The organism is Corynebacterium sp. TUM25020 (assembly GCF_056388495.1).
In genome coordinates, this window is record NZ_JBWJFG010000001.1 from 58,950 (window position 1) to 75,473 (window position 16,524).

15 protein-coding genes and 3 pseudogenes are annotated in these 16,524 nt (G+C 59.6%); 7 read left to right on the forward strand and 11 right to left on the reverse strand.

Annotated features, from left to right (window positions below):
* Nucleotides 1–200 precede the first annotated feature (200 nt).
* The 3 genes from ychF to AC05K6_RS00290 are packed head-to-tail and all read left to right on the forward strand — an operon-like array spanning nucleotide 201 to nucleotide 1,902.
* Nucleotides 201–1,286: a redox-regulated ATPase YchF gene (ychF, locus tag AC05K6_RS00280; protein ID WP_476727435.1), complete on the forward strand. Its 1,086-nt coding sequence runs from the start codon at nucleotides 201–203 to the stop codon at nucleotides 1,284–1,286.
* A 39-nt stretch (nucleotides 1,287–1,325) separates the two neighbouring features.
* Complete coding sequence (locus tag AC05K6_RS00285; RefSeq protein ID WP_005290974.1) at nucleotides 1,326–1,607, forward strand: type II toxin-antitoxin system RelE/ParE family toxin; 282 nt, start codon at nucleotides 1,326–1,328, stop codon at nucleotides 1,605–1,607.
* 34 nt (nucleotides 1,608–1,641) lie between these two features.
* The gene (locus AC05K6_RS00290; RefSeq protein WP_040424570.1) at nucleotides 1,642–1,902 is read left to right on the forward strand and encodes a HigA family addiction module antitoxin; all 261 of its coding nucleotides are present in this window, start codon (nucleotides 1,642–1,644) and stop codon (nucleotides 1,900–1,902) included.
* A gap of 54 nt (nucleotides 1,903–1,956) precedes the next feature.
* Here the strand turns inward: AC05K6_RS00290 and arfB are convergent.
* The 7 genes and pseudogenes from arfB to AC05K6_RS00325 form a co-directional block, all read right to left on the reverse strand.
* A pseudogene (gene arfB / locus AC05K6_RS00295) lies at nucleotides 1,957–2,401 on the reverse strand (alternative ribosome rescue aminoacyl-tRNA hydrolase ArfB).
* 31 nt (nucleotides 2,402–2,432) lie between these two features.
* Nucleotides 2,433–2,942 (reverse strand): putative glycolipid-binding domain-containing protein, encoded by a 510-nt coding sequence (locus AC05K6_RS00300; protein WP_476727436.1) that lies wholly within the window; start codon nucleotides 2,940–2,942, stop codon nucleotides 2,433–2,435.
* 238 nt (nucleotides 2,943–3,180) lie between these two features.
* On the reverse strand, nucleotides 3,181–3,345 hold the full coding sequence (locus AC05K6_RS00305) for a hypothetical protein (protein WP_476727437.1): 165 nt from the start codon (nucleotides 3,343–3,345) through the stop codon (nucleotides 3,181–3,183).
* A gap of 203 nt (nucleotides 3,346–3,548) precedes the next feature.
* A complete protein-coding gene (locus AC05K6_RS00310; protein WP_476727438.1) occupies nucleotides 3,549–5,441 on the reverse strand; it encodes a heavy metal translocating P-type ATPase in 1,893 nt (630 codons plus the stop codon).
* Entirely contained in the window at nucleotides 5,438–5,797 is a 360-nt protein-coding gene (cmtR, locus tag AC05K6_RS00315) for a Cd(II)/Pb(II)-sensing metalloregulatory transcriptional regulator CmtR (RefSeq protein ID WP_012359887.1), read from the reverse strand. Before cmtR ends, AC05K6_RS00310 begins: the two co-directional genes overlap by 4 nt.
* Nucleotides 5,798–5,909: 112 nt before the next feature.
* Nucleotides 5,910–6,647: pseudogene (locus AC05K6_RS00320) on the reverse strand (LLM class flavin-dependent oxidoreductase); the annotation flags it as partial.
* Nucleotides 6,648–7,006: 359 nt separating this feature from the next.
* Nucleotides 7,007–7,549: a DUF488 domain-containing protein gene (locus tag AC05K6_RS00325; protein ID WP_476727439.1), complete on the reverse strand. Its 543-nt coding sequence runs from the start codon at nucleotides 7,547–7,549 to the stop codon at nucleotides 7,007–7,009.
* A gap of 585 nt (nucleotides 7,550–8,134) precedes the next feature.
* Here AC05K6_RS00325 and AC05K6_RS00330 point away from each other — a divergent pair.
* From AC05K6_RS00330 to AC05K6_RS00345, 4 genes and pseudogenes are all read left to right on the forward strand, one after another.
* On the forward strand, nucleotides 8,135–9,661 hold the full coding sequence (locus tag AC05K6_RS00330; protein WP_476727440.1) for an SWIM zinc finger family protein: 1,527 nt from the start codon (nucleotides 8,135–8,137) through the stop codon (nucleotides 9,659–9,661).
* 15 nt (nucleotides 9,662–9,676) lie between these two features.
* Entirely contained in the window at nucleotides 9,677–11,953 is a 2,277-nt protein-coding gene (locus tag AC05K6_RS00335) for a hypothetical protein (RefSeq protein WP_476727441.1), read from the forward strand.
* Nucleotides 11,954–12,285: 332 nt separating this feature from the next.
* Nucleotides 12,286–12,539: pseudogene (locus tag AC05K6_RS00340) on the forward strand (HigA family addiction module antitoxin).
* A 7-nt stretch (nucleotides 12,540–12,546) separates the two neighbouring features.
* Nucleotides 12,547–13,146 carry a class I SAM-dependent methyltransferase gene (locus tag AC05K6_RS00345; RefSeq protein ID WP_476727442.1) on the forward strand — a complete coding sequence of 200 codons (600 nt, stop codon included), beginning with the start codon at nucleotides 12,547–12,549 and terminating at the stop codon, nucleotides 13,144–13,146.
* 67 nt (nucleotides 13,147–13,213) lie between these two features.
* On the opposite strand, the gene AC05K6_RS00350 is transcribed toward AC05K6_RS00345, so the two are convergent.
* The 4 genes from AC05K6_RS00350 to AC05K6_RS00365 form a co-directional block, all read right to left on the reverse strand.
* Nucleotides 13,214–13,564 carry a VOC family protein gene (locus AC05K6_RS00350; RefSeq protein WP_476727443.1) on the reverse strand — a complete coding sequence of 117 codons (351 nt, stop codon included), beginning with the start codon at nucleotides 13,562–13,564 and terminating at the stop codon, nucleotides 13,214–13,216.
* Between the two features lie 154 nt (nucleotides 13,565–13,718).
* Entirely contained in the window at nucleotides 13,719–14,492 is a 774-nt protein-coding gene (locus tag AC05K6_RS00355) for a class I SAM-dependent methyltransferase (protein ID WP_476727444.1), read from the reverse strand.
* A 52-nt stretch (nucleotides 14,493–14,544) separates the two neighbouring features.
* The gene (locus AC05K6_RS00360; RefSeq protein ID WP_476727445.1) at nucleotides 14,545–15,807 is read right to left on the reverse strand and encodes an FtsX-like permease family protein; all 1,263 of its coding nucleotides are present in this window, start codon (nucleotides 15,805–15,807) and stop codon (nucleotides 14,545–14,547) included.
* Nucleotides 15,791–16,522 (reverse strand): ABC transporter ATP-binding protein, encoded by a 732-nt coding sequence (locus tag AC05K6_RS00365; RefSeq protein ID WP_434819692.1) that lies wholly within the window; start codon nucleotides 16,520–16,522, stop codon nucleotides 15,791–15,793. Before AC05K6_RS00365 ends, AC05K6_RS00360 begins: the two co-directional genes overlap by 17 nt.
* Nucleotides 16,523–16,524 lie beyond the last annotated feature (2 nt).

Sequence of the window (16,524 nt, forward strand, 5' to 3'; positions counted from 1 at the left end):
GTGCATTTACTATACGACCGTGCAAGAGGGCTAATAGTGGGTTTTCACAATTTTTTCCTGAGTTTGATTACTTACGGGGTGGGGGTGTTGGGGCTGCGGAGATTTGAAAGGACTTCAAAAACGGTTCAGGTGGCGAGCTGTGGGCGTCAATAGAAAGGGTGCGTTGTTGGCAGCAACGGCCGGGCGATAGGATGGGGCACGTGACTCTTACTCTAGGAATCGTCGGCCTGCCCAACGTGGGCAAGTCCACGCTGTTTAACGCCCTGACCCGCAACGATGTTCTGGCTGCGAACTACCCGTTCGCGACTATCGAGCCCAACGTGGGGCTGGTGGAGCTGCCGGACCCGCGCCTGACGCGCCTGGCTGAGATCTTCGAATCCGAGCGCATCCTGCCTGCGACCGTCTCCTTCGTGGACATCGCCGGCATTGTGAAGGGCGCCTCCGACGGTGAGGGCATGGGCAACGCCTTCTTGGCGAACATCCGCGAGGCGGATGCGATTTGCCAGGTAGTACGCGCGTTTTCCGATGACAACGTGATCCACGTAGATGGCCGCGTGGATCCCGCCGCCGACATTTCCGTTATTGAAACGGAGCTGATCCTGGCCGACCTGCAGACGGTGGAGAAGGCTCTGCCGCGCCTGGAGAAGGAAGCGCGGAAGAACAAGGATCTGGCTGAACAGGTCGAGGGGGCTAAGAAGGCACAGGCGATCCTAGAGGATAGCCGGACGTTGTCGAACGCCGCGGCGCAGGGGGAGATCGACCTGGCTACCGTGCGCGATTTGCACTTCCTGACGGCCAAGCCGTTTTTGTACGTGTTTAATTCTGACGAGTCTGTGCTGACCGATGACGCCAAGAAGGCGGAGCTGCGCGAGCTGGTGGCCCCGGCGGACTGCGTGTTCCTGGATGCCGCGACGGAGGCGGACCTGCTGGAGCTGGACGACGAGGAGGCGGCTGAACTGCTGGAATCCGTCGGGCAGACCGAACCGGGGTTGCAGACGCTGGCAAAGGCTGGCTTCGCGACGCTTGGCCTGCAGACCTACCTGACTGCTGGGCCGAAGGAGGCTCGCGCGTGGACGATCCACCAGGGTGACACTGCACCGCAGGCTGCGGGTGTGATCCACACGGACTTCGAGAAGGGCTTCATTAAGGCCGAGATCGTGGCCTTCGAGGATCTGGACGAGCTCGGTTCCATGGCGGAAGCCCGCGCCCACGGCAAGGTGCGCCAGGAAGGCAAGGACTACGTGATGGCCGACGGCGACGTGGTGGAGTTCAAGTTTAACGTCTAACGTTATTGACGCTTCGCGTTATGGGGGATAGGGTGAAGCATGATCCAGTCGTTCGCTGACAAGGACACTGAGCGTCTGTGGAACCGAGAGCGGGTTCGCTCGATCGATTCCCGCATTCACTCAGTAGCGCTGCGCAAGCTTCGCCAGCTTGGGTACGCGCAGACTCTTGATGAGTTACGGATTCCCCCGGGAAACCGGCTCGAGGCGTTGAAAGGTGATCGGCGGGGTCAGTTCAGTATTCGAATCAACGACCAGTGGCGGATCTGTTTTCGGTGGTCCGCCGCGGGGCCAGAGGAGGTTGAGATCGTTGACTACCACTGACAAGCTCCCTCCGGTTCACCCCGGTGAGATCCTCATGGAGGACTTTCTCAAGGAAATGGGGATCACCCAGCATAAGCTCGCCGTCTCCATCGGCGTTCCGCCCCGCCGGATCAACGAAATTGTTCACGGTAAGCGCGCTGTAACCGCTGACACGGCCCTTCGTCTAGCGAAGTTTTTCGAGATGAGCCCCCAGTTCTGGCTCGGGTTGCAGACCCAGTACGACCTGGATGTGGCAGAAGACAAAATCCTCGCCGAGATCGAGCGGATTCAGCCGGTTCACGCTGTCTCGGCGTAGCGGTTACCCGAACCAGGTCCGTCAGCGTGAGGATATGCACGCGGATGGTTCGAACTAGGGAATTTGGGGCCGCCGTCGCGTGGACTTGAGTTCCGAGCGCCGCTTTTTTCACTTCGAGACGGCGCCGCACCGAGCCGCGCGTCGGCTTCGTTTTCCGCCGCGGGGGAGGCGGTGGGGCGAGCGCCTCACGCAATAGGGAGGCCATGCGCTCTCGCGCCTCGGCGCGGTTACGGACCTGCGAGCGCTGCGTCGACGCGCTCACGGTGAGCACAGTGCCGTCCAGGCGGTGTTCGAGGTTGTGGAGGGCGCGGCGGCGTTGGGCGTCGGAAAGCGATGCGCACGCCGCGATGTCGATGGAGAGCTGCACCTTGCTGTCGGTGGTGTTGACGCCCTGGCCGCCGGGGCCCGACGCCTTCGCAAACCGCTCCGTCAGGTCGGCGGCGACGATGGCCAGACCCCCGGGGATCCCTGGGCCAGGCGCGATGGTCAGGTCGTTCATACCGCCCAGCTTAGTTAGAGTTGTTTCCGGATCAGACCCGCCGTGCGAGATCAGGGTAGTGTACGACCACTCCGTCACCGTCGACCTCCAACTCGACGTCGACTCCCCGTGTTCCGCTTCCGTATCGGACAGTTTCAGCATCGACGGAGCTGTAGTACTGGTCTGATGCGATCACCTGGAGGGACGGTATATCAATCCAAGCCATGATCAGCTGCGTTTTCGGAACCTGAGTCTCAAGCAGCGTCAAGCGACGAATAGGCATTGTGTTGGTGAGAGGGCACAGACCGAGATCGCAATCGAGTGCGGCTTTCAGGTCGGCTGACTGGACGATACCGGGGGAGGGCAGATCTTCAGGCTGGGCGCCCTCTTCATTGTTTTCCGCCGACCACACGCCTTGCTCGGACCTAAACAGCTCGAGGCTTCGCCCCCATCCGTCGCCTTCAACGTTCACCGACACACGTTCGGTCACCCAGTTCTCCGCGGTGCGCAGCTCCCACGTGGCCTCGTATCCATCGCCGTATTGCACTCCGGAAGCGGTCAAGCCGGCTCTTAAAAAATGAACTGCGGCCTCGTGCCGGATGAGGGGAGTCTCGACATGCTCCCACTTATACGTGCGCTCTATGGTGAGGATTTTACCACGCTTGATGGTGCGAAAAGGCAGGTAGCTTTCGACTGAAACTCGGTGGAGTTCAAGTTCAACGTGTAACGCGAGCAGCCGCCGCCGGATTCTCGGTGGCGATTCCGGCCCGAACCTCGGGGACATTGTCGCGCTTCCTCATTTACGTGAGCTCCGCGACTCCGGCCAGCTCGCCGCTACCCCCATCTTCGATAGCTTGAGCGAGCTCGACCACGACCATCTGATCTTGTGCACTGGTTTCCGTCCGGCCCTCAGTCCATTCCGCCACCTCATGCGCGGCCGCGAAACCGCGATGACGAATCTGCATCTGGTCGGTTACGGCAACTGGACCGGCGACGCCTCGGCAACACTGATGGGTGGGAGCCCTTTGCCAAACACACTGCCCAGGTAGTCGCGGACCGTGTCGATGAAGCTCGGCATCAAAAGTTTTGAGGCGACGCTTGGTCCCTGAGCAGCTCGATCCTTCCAAGATCCGCGCTGGAGAGCCAGCGCGCTGGGCGAAGGTGTGTCTCAGCGCTTCGCTCGTGCGGCCCGCAGGCCGTTCAAGATGACAATGACTTCAGCGACCTCGTGAACCAATACGACAGCGGCCAGTCCCAGCACGCCGCTGATCGCCAGTGGCATCAACACGATGATGATGGCCAGAGACAGCACGATGTTTTGGTTGATGATCCTGCTGCCTCGGCGGGCGTGCTGCAGCGCCTGCGGGATCAGCCGGAAATCGTGGCCAGTGAAGGCGACGTCAGCGGATTCGATCGCGGCGTCAGAGCCGGTTGCTCCCATCGCAATGCCCACCGTTGCGCCCGCCAGTGCCGGGGCGTCGTTGATGCCGTCGCCGATCATCGCCGTCGGCGTCTTGGAGGAGAGTTCGGCGACGATGCTTGCCTTGTCCTCCGGTCGCAGCTCGGCGCGCACGTCGTCGATTCCGGCGATTTCAGCCAGCGCCCGGGCGGTGCGGGTGTTGTCACCGGTGAGCATGCTCACTTCCACGTCGTTGTCGTGCAGGGTCTGCACGGCTTGGGGTACCTCGGGCCGCAGTTCGTCGCGGACCCCGATCGCCCCGGCGAGGGCGTCATCGACGGTGACTAGGACGCAGGTCTGGCCCTCGGACTCCATGCGCTCAACGTCTGCCTTTAGTGGCCCGGCGTCGATCCACCGGGGGCTGCCCACCAGCACCTGTCGACCTTCGACGGTGCCGCCGATGCCATGCCCGGCCTCTTCGCTGATGTCCAAGGCAGCGGGCGCTTCGGGCCCCGCTGCCGCGATCGCCGCGGCGAGGGGGTGCGTCGATTGCTGCTCAACCGCCGCCGCGAAGGAGAGCACCTGCGCCCGATCGAATCCGTCTGCCGGGACCACGTCGGTAACCTCAGGCTGGTTGCGGGTAAGGGTTCCGGTCTTGTCCACCGCCAGGTGACGGATTCCACCGAGCCGCTCGAACGCCGCGCCGGACTTGATGACCACGCCGAACTGGCTGGCCGCGCCGATGGCGGCCACGACCGTCAGCGGCACGGAGATTGCCAGCGCACACGGGGATGCTGCGACCAGGACCACCAACGCGCGGGTGATCCACGTCTCGGGGTCGCCCAGCAGCGAGCCGATCACGCCGACCAGCACCGCGAGGATCATCACACCGGGCACGAGGGGTTGGGCAATCCGGTCGGCGATCCGGGCGCGGTCGCCCTTTTCCGCCTGCGCCTGCTCGACCAGGTCCACGAGTGTGGTCAGCGAATTGTCCGTTCCAGCTGCGGTCGTCTCGACCTCCAGCGAACCGGCGGAGTTGATTGCTCCCGCGGGCACTTCGTCGCCGGGCGCAACCTCCTCCGGAATGGATTCTCCGGTGATCGCTGAGGTGTCAAGGCTGGAGCGCCCAGACCGAATGATGCCGTCCGTGGCGATTCGCTCTCCGGGGCGCACGAGCATCAGCTCGCCAGCCACGAGGTCCTTCGCTGCGACCTCGACCGCCGTACCGTCGCGCAGCACCGTCGCGGTCTGCGGCACCAATTTCAACAGTGCCCGCAGTCCGCCCTGGGCTCGGTCCATCGCCTTGTCTTCCAGTGCCTCGGCGATCGAGTACAGGAACGCTAACGCCGCGGCCTCCCCGACGTAACCGAGGATCACCGCGCCGACCGCGCTGATCGTCATCAGCAAACCAATGCCGAGCTTGCGCTTCGTGGCAAGGTTCCGGATAGCGCCGGGCGCGAACGTATACGCCCCTAGCAGCAGGCCGACCCAGAACAGTACTGTCGCGGGTGTCTCTAGCCCGGACCAGCCCAGTGCCAGTCCTATGCAGAGGGCTACGCCGGAGAAGATCGGCAGTAGCAACTCGGGGTCCTTCCACCAGGGCCGATCGAGATCTTCGATCTCCGTGGCTGGTTCGTGTTCGCATCCACATGCTGAACTCATGCGTCCGCTCCTTTTCCGTCGCAGCCGGGCACCGAGCACTCAGGGTCGATGCACGGGGCGTTTTCGTCGACAGCCAACGTCGCGTTCACTAGCGCGTTGAGCGCTGTCGCGAGGTGCGGATCGGCGATTTCGTAGCGTGTCTTGCGGCCCTCCGGCTCGGCGACGACGATGCCGCAGTCACGCAAGCAGGTCAGGTGGTTCGAGACGTTCGAGCGGGTCAGGTCCAGGTCGCGCGAAAGCACGGCCGGGTAGCTCGGGCCGTCGAGTAGGGTGATTAGGATTCTGGAGCGCGTCGGATCCGCCATGGCCCGGCCGAGCCGGTTCATGACGTCGAGGCGTGAAGCAATAGTCAGCATATGCTGAATCATACAGCAGTTACTGAACTATTCAACACGCACTGAACTGACGTTGAAACGAAGAGCTTGCGACCTGCAGGAATTAGTCGATGGGATAGCCGGTAACTGGGCCTTCGTGATTCGGCTTCTTCCACGCGGCGCGGTAGCGGCTGATCTGATCCGCCTGGATTTCGCCCAGGGTCTCGGCGGTGGTCTCGGAGACCAGGGTGGAGGACATCAGGTTGAGCCCGTCCTTGGCGGTTTGCTCGGCAGAAGCGTGGGTGCCGGAGCCGTAGAAAATGTGCTTACGCAGCTCGGGCACCATGGGGAAGATCGGCAGGGCGGAGCCGGGCTGGAACATGTTGGGGTATTGCCGATCCAGCGGTGCGGCGGTGGCGAATCCGTTGCCGTCCACTGCAGCCATGAACGCCTCGAGGTGGGCTTGTGCCACGTCCGCGCCGTTGGGCGCTTCGCCCTTGTAGCCGAGGGCCTCCCAGCCGCGGTCAGCCACCTCGGGGGCGCCGCGCGAGACGCCAAGGGCCACGCGGCCACCGGAAATTTGGTACAGCGACGCGGCCTCTTCGGCGAGGTAGAGCGGGTTTTCGAGGTAGAGCGGGTTTTCATAGTGCATGTCGATGACACCGGTGCCTACCTCGATGTGTTTGGTGGTGGCCGCGACAGCACCCAGCAGCGGCATCGGGGCAGAGGCCTGCGGCACGAAGTGGTGGACACGGAAGGACGCGTTGTTCACGCCGATTTCGTCCGCAGCCTGGGCGATCTCCAGATGAGTCTTGGCGATCTTTTCCGCAGATGGCCCACGCTGGCCACCGAAGGCGTAATGCCCGAAGCTTAAGAATCCAAACGCTTTCATTGGATAACACTCCTTTTCATGGTGTTAACGAGAGAGTAACTTTGCAACGAGATACCGTGGACTTCAAGCTCAACGTCTAGGGTCGTGGCAAGACGGTAGATCGCTTTTTCGATTCGACGCTTTTGGGGCACTACCGGGGTTCCCAGTGGTCTTCTTAGATTGAGCGGTTCAGATTTCCTAACCTAAAGCTCGTTTGAGCGTGCTATCCGCTGGTGTGCCCCCGATACTGCTGCTCATAAGGTGGCGGGCACCCAAGAACACAAGGCGTAGGTCGCGCCTTAGGTCAGGTCGAGGAGGATGCCGTGGCTGACTGAGTCGTAGTCCGAGTTTCTGCACCCCCCTGGCCTCTGGTGTACGCGCTAGCCCCGCTCGGGGTAGCGCACGAGGAGATCGTTGCCGATGACTGCGCCGTCGTTGAGCGTTGCCTCGCTCACCTTCGCCTCGGCTGCACCCAGGCCCATAATGTGGCCAACCTCGTCACCGTGGGCGATGAGGTGGTCGGCGATGATACGCCGGTGGCAGCGCCACCACACCGCCTCTGCACACATGATCGCGGTGGGGGTTTCGGCGGCGTTCGCCCGTAGCTGCGAGATCGCGTCCGAGAACTCCTCGCCCAGCGCATGGTCGGCGTAATTGTGGAAGCTGCGGTTACGCCAGTTGCCGTTAACCTCAAACGGCACCGAGTGGGACACGTTGCGTCGCCCGGTGAGGCCCTCGCTTCTGCTGTAAGTGATGCCACATGTGGGAAGGCGTTCGGTAAGGTGGTCGCTGTTGAACCACGGGTACTTCCTGGACCCGGGCAGCTTGCGCACATCCACGATGGATTCCACACCGGCAGCCTTGATCATTTCAGCGAACTCCTCGAACTCGAGGTTGGAGTGCCCCACGGTGAAAATGCGCATGTCATCAATGCTACGCGCCAAGCGGTTACACCCACATCGGCGTCCAGATATCGTGCACCGGCAGGTGCTCGGACCGGTAGAATGGGGGAGCAGGCAGGATGTTCAATGCATTCGCGCCCGCCTTTGCGTGGCATAAATCCTAATTACGGCCGAGCGTTCCGCGGACCGTTCGGTTAAGTTTCAACGGATCGTTTGGGCGACATCGGAAGCCTGAATTAACCGTATGTGGGGCGAATCCTATGTATGTCTTGTTAAAGGGCGCTGCTGCACGAGGAGCGGGGGCTGAGGCTACCGGGTGTGCACTCTATCTTTGCTGCACATAGCGGAGTGTGGTGGTTTTAGCTGCTATTCACGAATGAGAAGGTGACTTTGCAACGACACGTAGTGGACTTCAAGTTCAACGTGTAGCTAGTTGGGCTTGGTGACCTTAACGGGACTTGCTCTCTATGCCTGATGCCGGTCAGAGCCCGGTAACCGGGTGCACAGGATTCAGAGTAGGAGACGCAAACTGAGGTGCTAACAATCGAGCGTCTCACACGCATAGGTGCCTAGCAGCGGAAGGCTCCTGGCCTATAGGGTTGATGTATGCGATCCGATGTTGCATCAGAGATTAGTTATGAGCAGTTTGCCTCAGTCTCCGCAGTGGACGAGGACAGAATGCACCTAGGACTTGCCCCAGCACTCACACCAGAGGGGCTCGTGTCGGAACCGAGATTTTTCCACGGTTTTCTCACCCAGCCACAGGTCTACGCCCAGGCGCTGCTTACCCTCGCGGAGATTACCCGCACCCGGTACTACCAGTACACACCGTCGAATTTGCGTGATCCTGTTTTCACCGCTCACGGTGACTGCCTTCGCGCTGAAGTGTTTTCTGCCTGCAACGGCGTAACTGCCCGTCTCGACTTGGACGCCTCCGCGGTGGACGGTGGGGAGATCGGTTACGGCACCACTAACGTCGACCTTGGTGCGGCGATGATGGTCGCACTCGGGCAAATCCGCAACACGGATCTTATGCATTTGGATGTCGGGGGGAACACAGTGAAGGTATCGACACTCTCGACCACCGAAACAGAGCGGAAGGTTGAGATGCCAGCGCGCTGGATCCCGGCGCTCGGCAATGCCGTCACCATGCACCGGAACTTCTACTTGCTCTCCGCCTACGATGCGGCCACTGCCCGTCGCATCCTTGCACAGCTGCCGAACACCTACCGCTCTGTTCACGATGCACATTGGGTCCAGTTCAACGGCCGAATTCCGCGTGTGTTGGATCACCCTGTCGCCGGTGCCGTCCGCATCCCGGGGGCGCACCGTCTCGTGGCGGCCCGCAGATTGCTCGTACACCTGAGGGGTATGGAGATTTATGGAGACGAGGACGGAGGCCGCGGTGTCGTCGTCGAATTCCTGCTGCCGGGCGGACGACTTTCTATGGGCTTGACAGAGAAGACCTGGCGCGGGTTCTCAGGAGAGGGTGCGCTGCTCGTAAACCTCACCGCCCCGCGCTCCGCAGAAAATGCAGACCTGCTCTCGGCTTTGCTTGGGTTTGAATCAAGAATCGATGTGCCTCGCCTCGCTCGCTCCGCCAACCTCTCGGAACAGAGGGTGCTGGAAGCGCTTGCGGTGCTCGCCGCGGAAGGCAGAGTCGGCTGGGACCTTGCCAAGCAGTCGTACTTCCATCGAGAGCTGCCGCATGACCCGTCGCGAATAGAAAAAGATCACCCGCGGTTGCGCTCGGCCCGTTCGCTGGCCCGCCGCGGGGCAGTAGTCACTCTGGGGGAGGGGCGGTTCTGGGTTTTGGCTTCGGATCAGGAGGGGCACGCGGAGGGAACGACGGCGTTACCACCCAACTTTTGGCCCCCTGAACTGGGAGACGACGGCTCGGGTTCACCGGAACCGGGGGCCCTTGGCTACGAGCTTCAGCTGCGTGATCCTGGTGAGGATACATGCGCATGCACGTGGATCGCACGAGAGGGCACGCAACGTGGCCCATGCAAGCACATCCTGGCGGCTCGGCTGGTGAGCGGTCGGCTGGATCTGCCAGAGCGCGGAGCCAACGCGGTCGCCTCGAAGCAGAAGGGGAACAACACCGCTGGGCTGGGTGCCTTCGAAGAGTGACAGGAGGGGTCATTAATGAGTCAGAATCGGATTACAGAAGAGAAGGCGCAGCGTATCCGCGCGGAGATCGGAGCAAAACACGCCACGGACCTAGCCATTGTTGTGGAACTGTTCCATGACCTCGGTTTCGACACCGTGGCTCCTGCGGAGTTTGCCACACATCCATTGCGAGAAACCGACTCCGAGATCGCGCCTCGTATTACCGCTGCCCGAAAAGCCCTAAAGTCGGGCAAGGCAAAAGCAGCAGGCGAGTTTGCCGAGATTGAGGGTAGCGACCCTGTGGAATGGGTGGTGGTCAGACCAGGTACAGCCGCGCGGCTCGCCCTGGCACTGGATGCCGCCCGCCCCGGATTGCTCGCCCTAGGGTTGAATTTCCGCCATATCGGCCGGAAGTCTTCCGCAATGCGCAGCACACCGGATACTGGCGCTGAACAGCTGGAGCGCCTTCACCTCTTCGCTATCCGTCTCGGAGTCAGCCCCTACCAGGCCGTGCAATTGCTGTACCCGCGCGCCCGACCGCGCTGGTTCGACGCTCCAGCCTTGCATGGTTTGGCCAAGGCCTACGAAACTCCAACACAGGGGCTGCCCTACGCCGAACATGTTTCCAGCGTATTCGACGCTCGGGTCGCTGCGGACTGTCTGGTGCCGTTTGGATCCGATTACGCAGAGGCCTTCATTAGGGAGAACGACCAGACATTCGGCAACGCCGATGAGATCGGCATCCATCTAACCAACCTCTTGGAGCTTGACCCGCCGGCTACCCTGCACCGACCTTGGGCCCACCTGATAACCTGCGCGGAACGCGGTAGTACGTTACTGCGCGAGCTCGGAGCCCAGCGCCCGCTATCTTGGCTCACAGCTGGTGGCCGACCCTACGAAGGGTTGGATCCCTACTTGGCACTCATTGACGCAGAGGTCGTGGATCGAGCCGCGGCACTGGACATGTTTGTCCAGGGCCTCGAGCACACGACCCGCCCCGGAGTTCTGAAGCGAGTGGCCGAACAGATTTCAGAGGCCGAACAGAGCCTGCCACAGTCTGTTCTAGATCCGGCGCTTGTGGCCCGTCGTGCAGGCACGCTGGTGGCTGTTGTCGGCAGGAATCAGCCGAATATGGCCCGCGAACTTGGCACTAGATTGATCCGGTGGATGCCGGAGGAGGAGCTGCCGAATCTCTTGGCCACACTCGCTGCTGTTAAGGCACGTAACGTACGCACGGCGGTGTTGATGGCCGGATTCGACCGTGAGGATGTTCCATCGACGGAGGTGATCCCAGCATTAGAGCAAGCCTTCGCAGACCTAGTGGCCGCAGACGGGGATCCTCGTTTCGTTAAAGTGGTGCAGAGTCTTCGTGAGATATGGGTGGCCGAGGAGTCCGACACTACATCCGAAGACTTGGAGTCCTTAGCTTCCGAGGCTTACGCGACGGACGCAGCGATTCGCTCCTCACGTAGTGCCGAGCTGGCGGCTGCGCGTGCGGCTCGCGGTGAAAACCTAACGCTGAAGGACCACGAGTTCACTGAGGTATGGCGTGTACCGAACACAGCTTACGAGCTTCGGGAGGAACACGGTGTCCGCCTCGTCCTGAGGCACCATCCAAAGAAAAGAAATGACATGAGTTTTGGGCGCTTCCACTTTTGGGTGCTGGAGCGCACGCCGACGGCAGAACGGGACATTGTTCGCGAATTCGAACGCGCGAACAGCGAAAAGTACCGTGGTATGAAGAATCCACTCGACGTAGTACGCGGTCCTTTGTCGCCGTCGGAGATCGCGGCGCTCCTCGTCGACTTTCTCGCCTTCGCAAAGGCGAAGAAGGACTCAAGCGACGCCCCCATTGACGTCTTCCGCGCACACTTTCCGGGTCGAGAATGGCATCGATTGCTTTGGCACTTAGGTTGGGATGACCGTGCGATCGAAACGACTTTGCGACGGCTCGACTTCGCGGAGGGTACCTCACCGCAACCGTTGCTGTCGCTGATCGAACGGAACCCAAGGTCCCTGGGCGTGTTGTGGCCGTTGTGGCCGGTGTTGCTGGATCGGGCTGTTGTCGAGGCTGGCGAAGGCCCCTTGCCGCGTTGGACGGCCGCCGTAATGTCACAAATGCTCGACGGCGCCGGTCACCTCGCCGAGGCGGTTCGGCGGCGCCTAGTCTCGCCTGACCGGGCTATAGGCACAGGTCTGCGTCAGGTCGCTGCCCGCAAAGGCCGGGCAGTCACGCTTGTGCGTGCGCGTGAAATCCTCGAGCTGTTGAACTCATCTGCGACTGAAACGAACGCAGACCGGAAGATGTCTTGAAAATCGTCTCCTTTGGGGACAAGGACACTGAGTGCTTATTTCGACGGCAGCGTCCGAAACGTTTTGATTCTCGACTGCGCCTGCGGGCGTTGAACAAACTTCTGGTGCTGAATGCTGCAACTGAATTGGTCGAACTCAAAGTGGCGCCTAGTAACCAACTGGGAAAAACTCAGTGGCGACCGAGCAGGGCAGCGCAGTGTCAGAATTAGCAGCCAATGGCGCATTTGCTTCATCTGGGCCATTGCTGGGCCATGTGACGCGGAGATTGTCGACTGTCACTAGGAAGCGGAATGACAAGTTTTTACCCTCCGATTCATCCCGGGGAAATCCTTATGGAGGAATTCCTGGAACCAGTGGGTATTTCTCAGCATAAACTCGCAGTGTCTATCGGCGTTCCGCCTCGACGCATCAACGAGATTGTGCATGGCAAGCGCCGTATCACTGCGGACACTGCCTTGCGTCTCGGCCGTTTTTTGGCATGACGGCGCAGTTCTGGATCAACCTGCAGTCGCACTATGACTATGATGTAGAGAGTGAAACGATTGCTGATCAGCTTGAGTTGATCAAGCCGCACCAGGTTGCGTAAATCAGGAATGGAGAAGTTCATTCAGGACGGTTGGAACCATAATCGGCACTATCATAATCTGATTCTTGAGCAGTGCCAGCCGACAATGAATAGCGCCCTCGACGTGGGATGCGGTGAAGGTCTTTTGGCACAAGTATTGAGTGCCCGTGGTTTGACCGTGACAGGGATTGATGCCAATGATGATGTGCTAGCCACTGCGCGTCGGCGTGAGTGTGGAGTCAGATGGGTGCAAGGGGATGTGTTGACCCATGACTTTGGAGAACGGCAGTTTAATTTTGTTACTGCAGTAGCAACGGTTCATCACTTGCCGGAATTTGAAGCGGCCCTGGCCCGGCTGCGCAGTCTAGTTTCCCCGGGTGGCACGTTGGTAATCCTCGGTTTAGCCAGAAGTACGAACGCAGTCGACTTTGTCTACGATGTTGTCGGAGCAGTTCAGCACCGGTTCTATGCAAAGCTCCGTGATCACGTAGAAGATTCAGCACCCAAAAAGTTCGAGTTTCCCTTGACTTATCGGCAAGTTCGAACACAGGCACGCTCATGCTTGCCGGGGTGCTCTTTCCGGCGGCTCCCGTTGTTTCGCTACCTATTGGTGTGGAATCACTCCTGAGCGCGAGTAGAACGTTGCGCATGTTAACTACCAACGGGATTCGGTGGAGTTCAAACTCAACGTCTGGCTAGGCTTCGGGGCTGCCCACGCAAAACTCGTTGCCCTCCGGATCCTGCATTATGGTCCAAACCAGGCCTGGCGCCTCGTGGGAGCTAAGTTCGATAGCGCCCAAACTCTTAAGACGCTCCACAAGGAGTTCGCGGTCAACCCCACCGCCGTCGATATGTATGCGATTCTTGCCAGGCGTGGGATCTGAAACGCGCTGAAAACCTAACGCTGGGGTGGAATCGATCAAAACGAAGTCCCCATAATCTGCGGCGATCTCGCAGTTAGTTGCCGCCGACCAAAACTTGGCTAGCTTGGAAGGATCGTGGCAGTCGAAGGTGACCTGGCGGATAGCGAAAGCTGGGTTACGCATAATCCGCAGCGTACCTGTGTTTCGTTGTTTCCGCTTGTTATCTACAAGCGAGTAAGAAACCCTGCAACGACACTCCATCGAGTTCAAGTTCAACGTGTAGCTAAGCCGTATTTTCTGCAATTTTCCGGCGATCTCTCTGCAAGAATCCCGGCGATCAGCGACGGCGTGCTGTGATGAGCACGTAGCCGGTCGTGGAGTTGACGCGTCCGGACGTGTCGGCATGGGCTTCGAGGTGATCGCGCAATGCAGTCCACAACGCTTCTCGGTGAGAGCCGATGCATTCGGCCATCCATGCATGCGTTGGACTGCCTTCGCGGTATAGCCGCATACCGTCCTCAACGCTGTCGAAGGACCATTCCAGCTCGCGGTGCTCGATGTGGATGCTTTCGAACCAATGCGACAGACGCTCGTGTGCCACCTCGTCAATGCCCCAGGCCATGTGCGGTGGGGTCTGCTTGGAGGAACCTGGATTGACCGTCTCCATCATTGCGTCTGTCATTGTGGCGAGGAAACCCTTTTGATTCCAGGCGGTCATCACAAGCTCGCCGCCCGGACGCAAAATGCGAGCCCATTCTGTCGTTCCGGGAGTTGGATCGCAGAACATTGAGCCAAAAGTACTCGTGACGGCGTCAACGGACGAGTCATCCAAGCCGGTGGCTTCGCCCAGTGCGTCTATCCACGTGGCGTTTGGCGCGTTGCGCTGCCCGATCGCGCGGATTCGGGCGGTCGGCTCGATAGCGGTCACGGTGTAGCCTTCGGCGACGAGCGCTGCGACGCCATCGCCGTGCCCCGATCCGATGTCGACAACCGTTGCAGGGGTGGGCAAGCGCCGGGCCAATTCCGCGGCGACCAGTTTAGAGATCGGTCGTAGGCGTGCAGCTGTCGGGGCGTAATCGCTGGCGGACCAGACATCGCTGGGGGAACTCATGTTGCTCACCTTATATGAAAAGCGTTTTCTTTTGTCATGAAGCTGGTTTGGTTCACTCGATAGTGCGGCTGAACGTTAGTCGACGGCGGACGCATGCACCGGGCAAAGCGTCATCGACTGCTGTCCGGATTGTTGCTACCGCCAACTTGACACTACATAGAGCCAAAAACATTGCAGCGAAGGTGCTGGCAAAGGCTGTCCACCAAATCCCATGGAAAGAAACAAAGCCGGTGAGGTGGTCATTTACTATGCCAACGGTCAGAACCGTGAACACCAAAACCACCATTGCAGCCGTTCCGGTGAGTGCAAATGCTTCGCCTATTTGAATTAGAATCCAGGACCTACTGGGCGCGCCTGCAAGGCGAAGCCCATGGATATCCCTTTTGATTCGGGCATGCATAATGAGCGAAGTCATTACGGCGCCAACGATACTGGGGGCAAGGACTGGACCAAGGACAACCACAAAAACTTGCCATGCCGACATTGAGCTCCCAGGCTCTGCGTCCTTGATTAATCGAAGCCCTGAACCCACACTGATGATGAGGCCTCCGAACAATACCCATGGAACGATATGAGGCGAGGAGAAGTTACGTCGGACGCGAACGTTGGCTCCTGCAATGCCGAGTACACGTGTCCACTGGTCAAGAAGAGGCAGCAGCCAGGGCAATAGTAGCGGTATGAGGACTGACATTCCCATCGCCCAGGCGAGTACATCTTCTGTTTTCTCGATGCAGGCGCCTCCAATACTGCATCCGGTAATAGCGACCGTAGCAACCGCGCTTCGGACTGTGATCCACAACGGGTGAGAGTCGGTTTGTGGTCGAAAAATCTGTTTTAGCGGTAGCAGTGCGCCAGCTATAGCGGCCCCACCACAAACAAGTACGACCCACATCACCACAGAGGCATCAACCGATAGGTCAGGCATGGGGATACCATCACCACGAAGGGCCTCGACTGCTGGGCTCAGCGCTGGGCGAATGAGTTGTGCCCCGATTAAAGAGGTAGTAGCACTAACTACGGCAACTTGGCCGAGTATTAGGAGGTTGATCATCCACCCAGGCATGCCGACCATGCGCCAACTCTGATAAATCGGTTGGTGTTCTTCGATGGTCAAACGCATCTGACTAAACGTGACTAGAACGATGGCACAGATTGACATTCCAAGGATCGTTCCGCCAAGGGGAATTGCGTCTTTGCCATCTGCGGAGATCATCGAAATTGCCAGACTGCAGCTAGCGGAGGAAACGAGCATCGTGATTGAAATCGCCAGCCATGACAACCAATTCGACTTTAGGTCTTTAAGCCAAACAATCATGAGTTTTGCTCCCAGGAGTGGCCAGAGGTTCTTTAGCGAGATCAATTACGCGGTCCGCATATGCGGCTGCTCTTTGGGAGTGCGTAACCATTACCACTGTCGATCCTGATTGAGTTGCCGTTTTGAGATGCCTTAACACCACATCAGCAGTTTGATCGTCGAGAGCTCCCGTGGGCTCGTCAGCAAAGATGAATGGAACGTTAGCAAGCAACGCACGAGCTACGGCTACACGCTGCTGTTGACCTCCGGAGAGTTGATTTGGCAGATAGTTTTCAAATCCTTTGAGTCCCAATGAATTAAAGACTGTCTTGACTTGAGCCATGGAGCAGCGGCGCCCACTAAACCTGGCGGTAAGCATCGCATTGCGCCTTGCCGTGAGGGATTCCAGCAGGTTGTAATCCTGGAAGACGAAGGCGCGCTCTGTACGGTCCGGAGCATTCACTGTGCCTGATGAAGGCTTGTCTAAGCCGGATAGAATTTTGAGCAGTGTTGTTTTGCCGCTTCCAGATGGGCCCATTATGGCGACAAATTCACCAGCTTTAATGCTCAATTCGAGACCGTCTAGCACCTTGTGCTTACCGAATCGCTTCGTAAGGTTATGAGCTTGGAGCGCTTGCGGAGAGACTGGTGAGCTAGCTGATGCGGTGGTGGCATGACTGCTTGTTCTTGATTTCTGCATACTCTCATCCGACCAGCCACACAGTATGGAAGCCATGG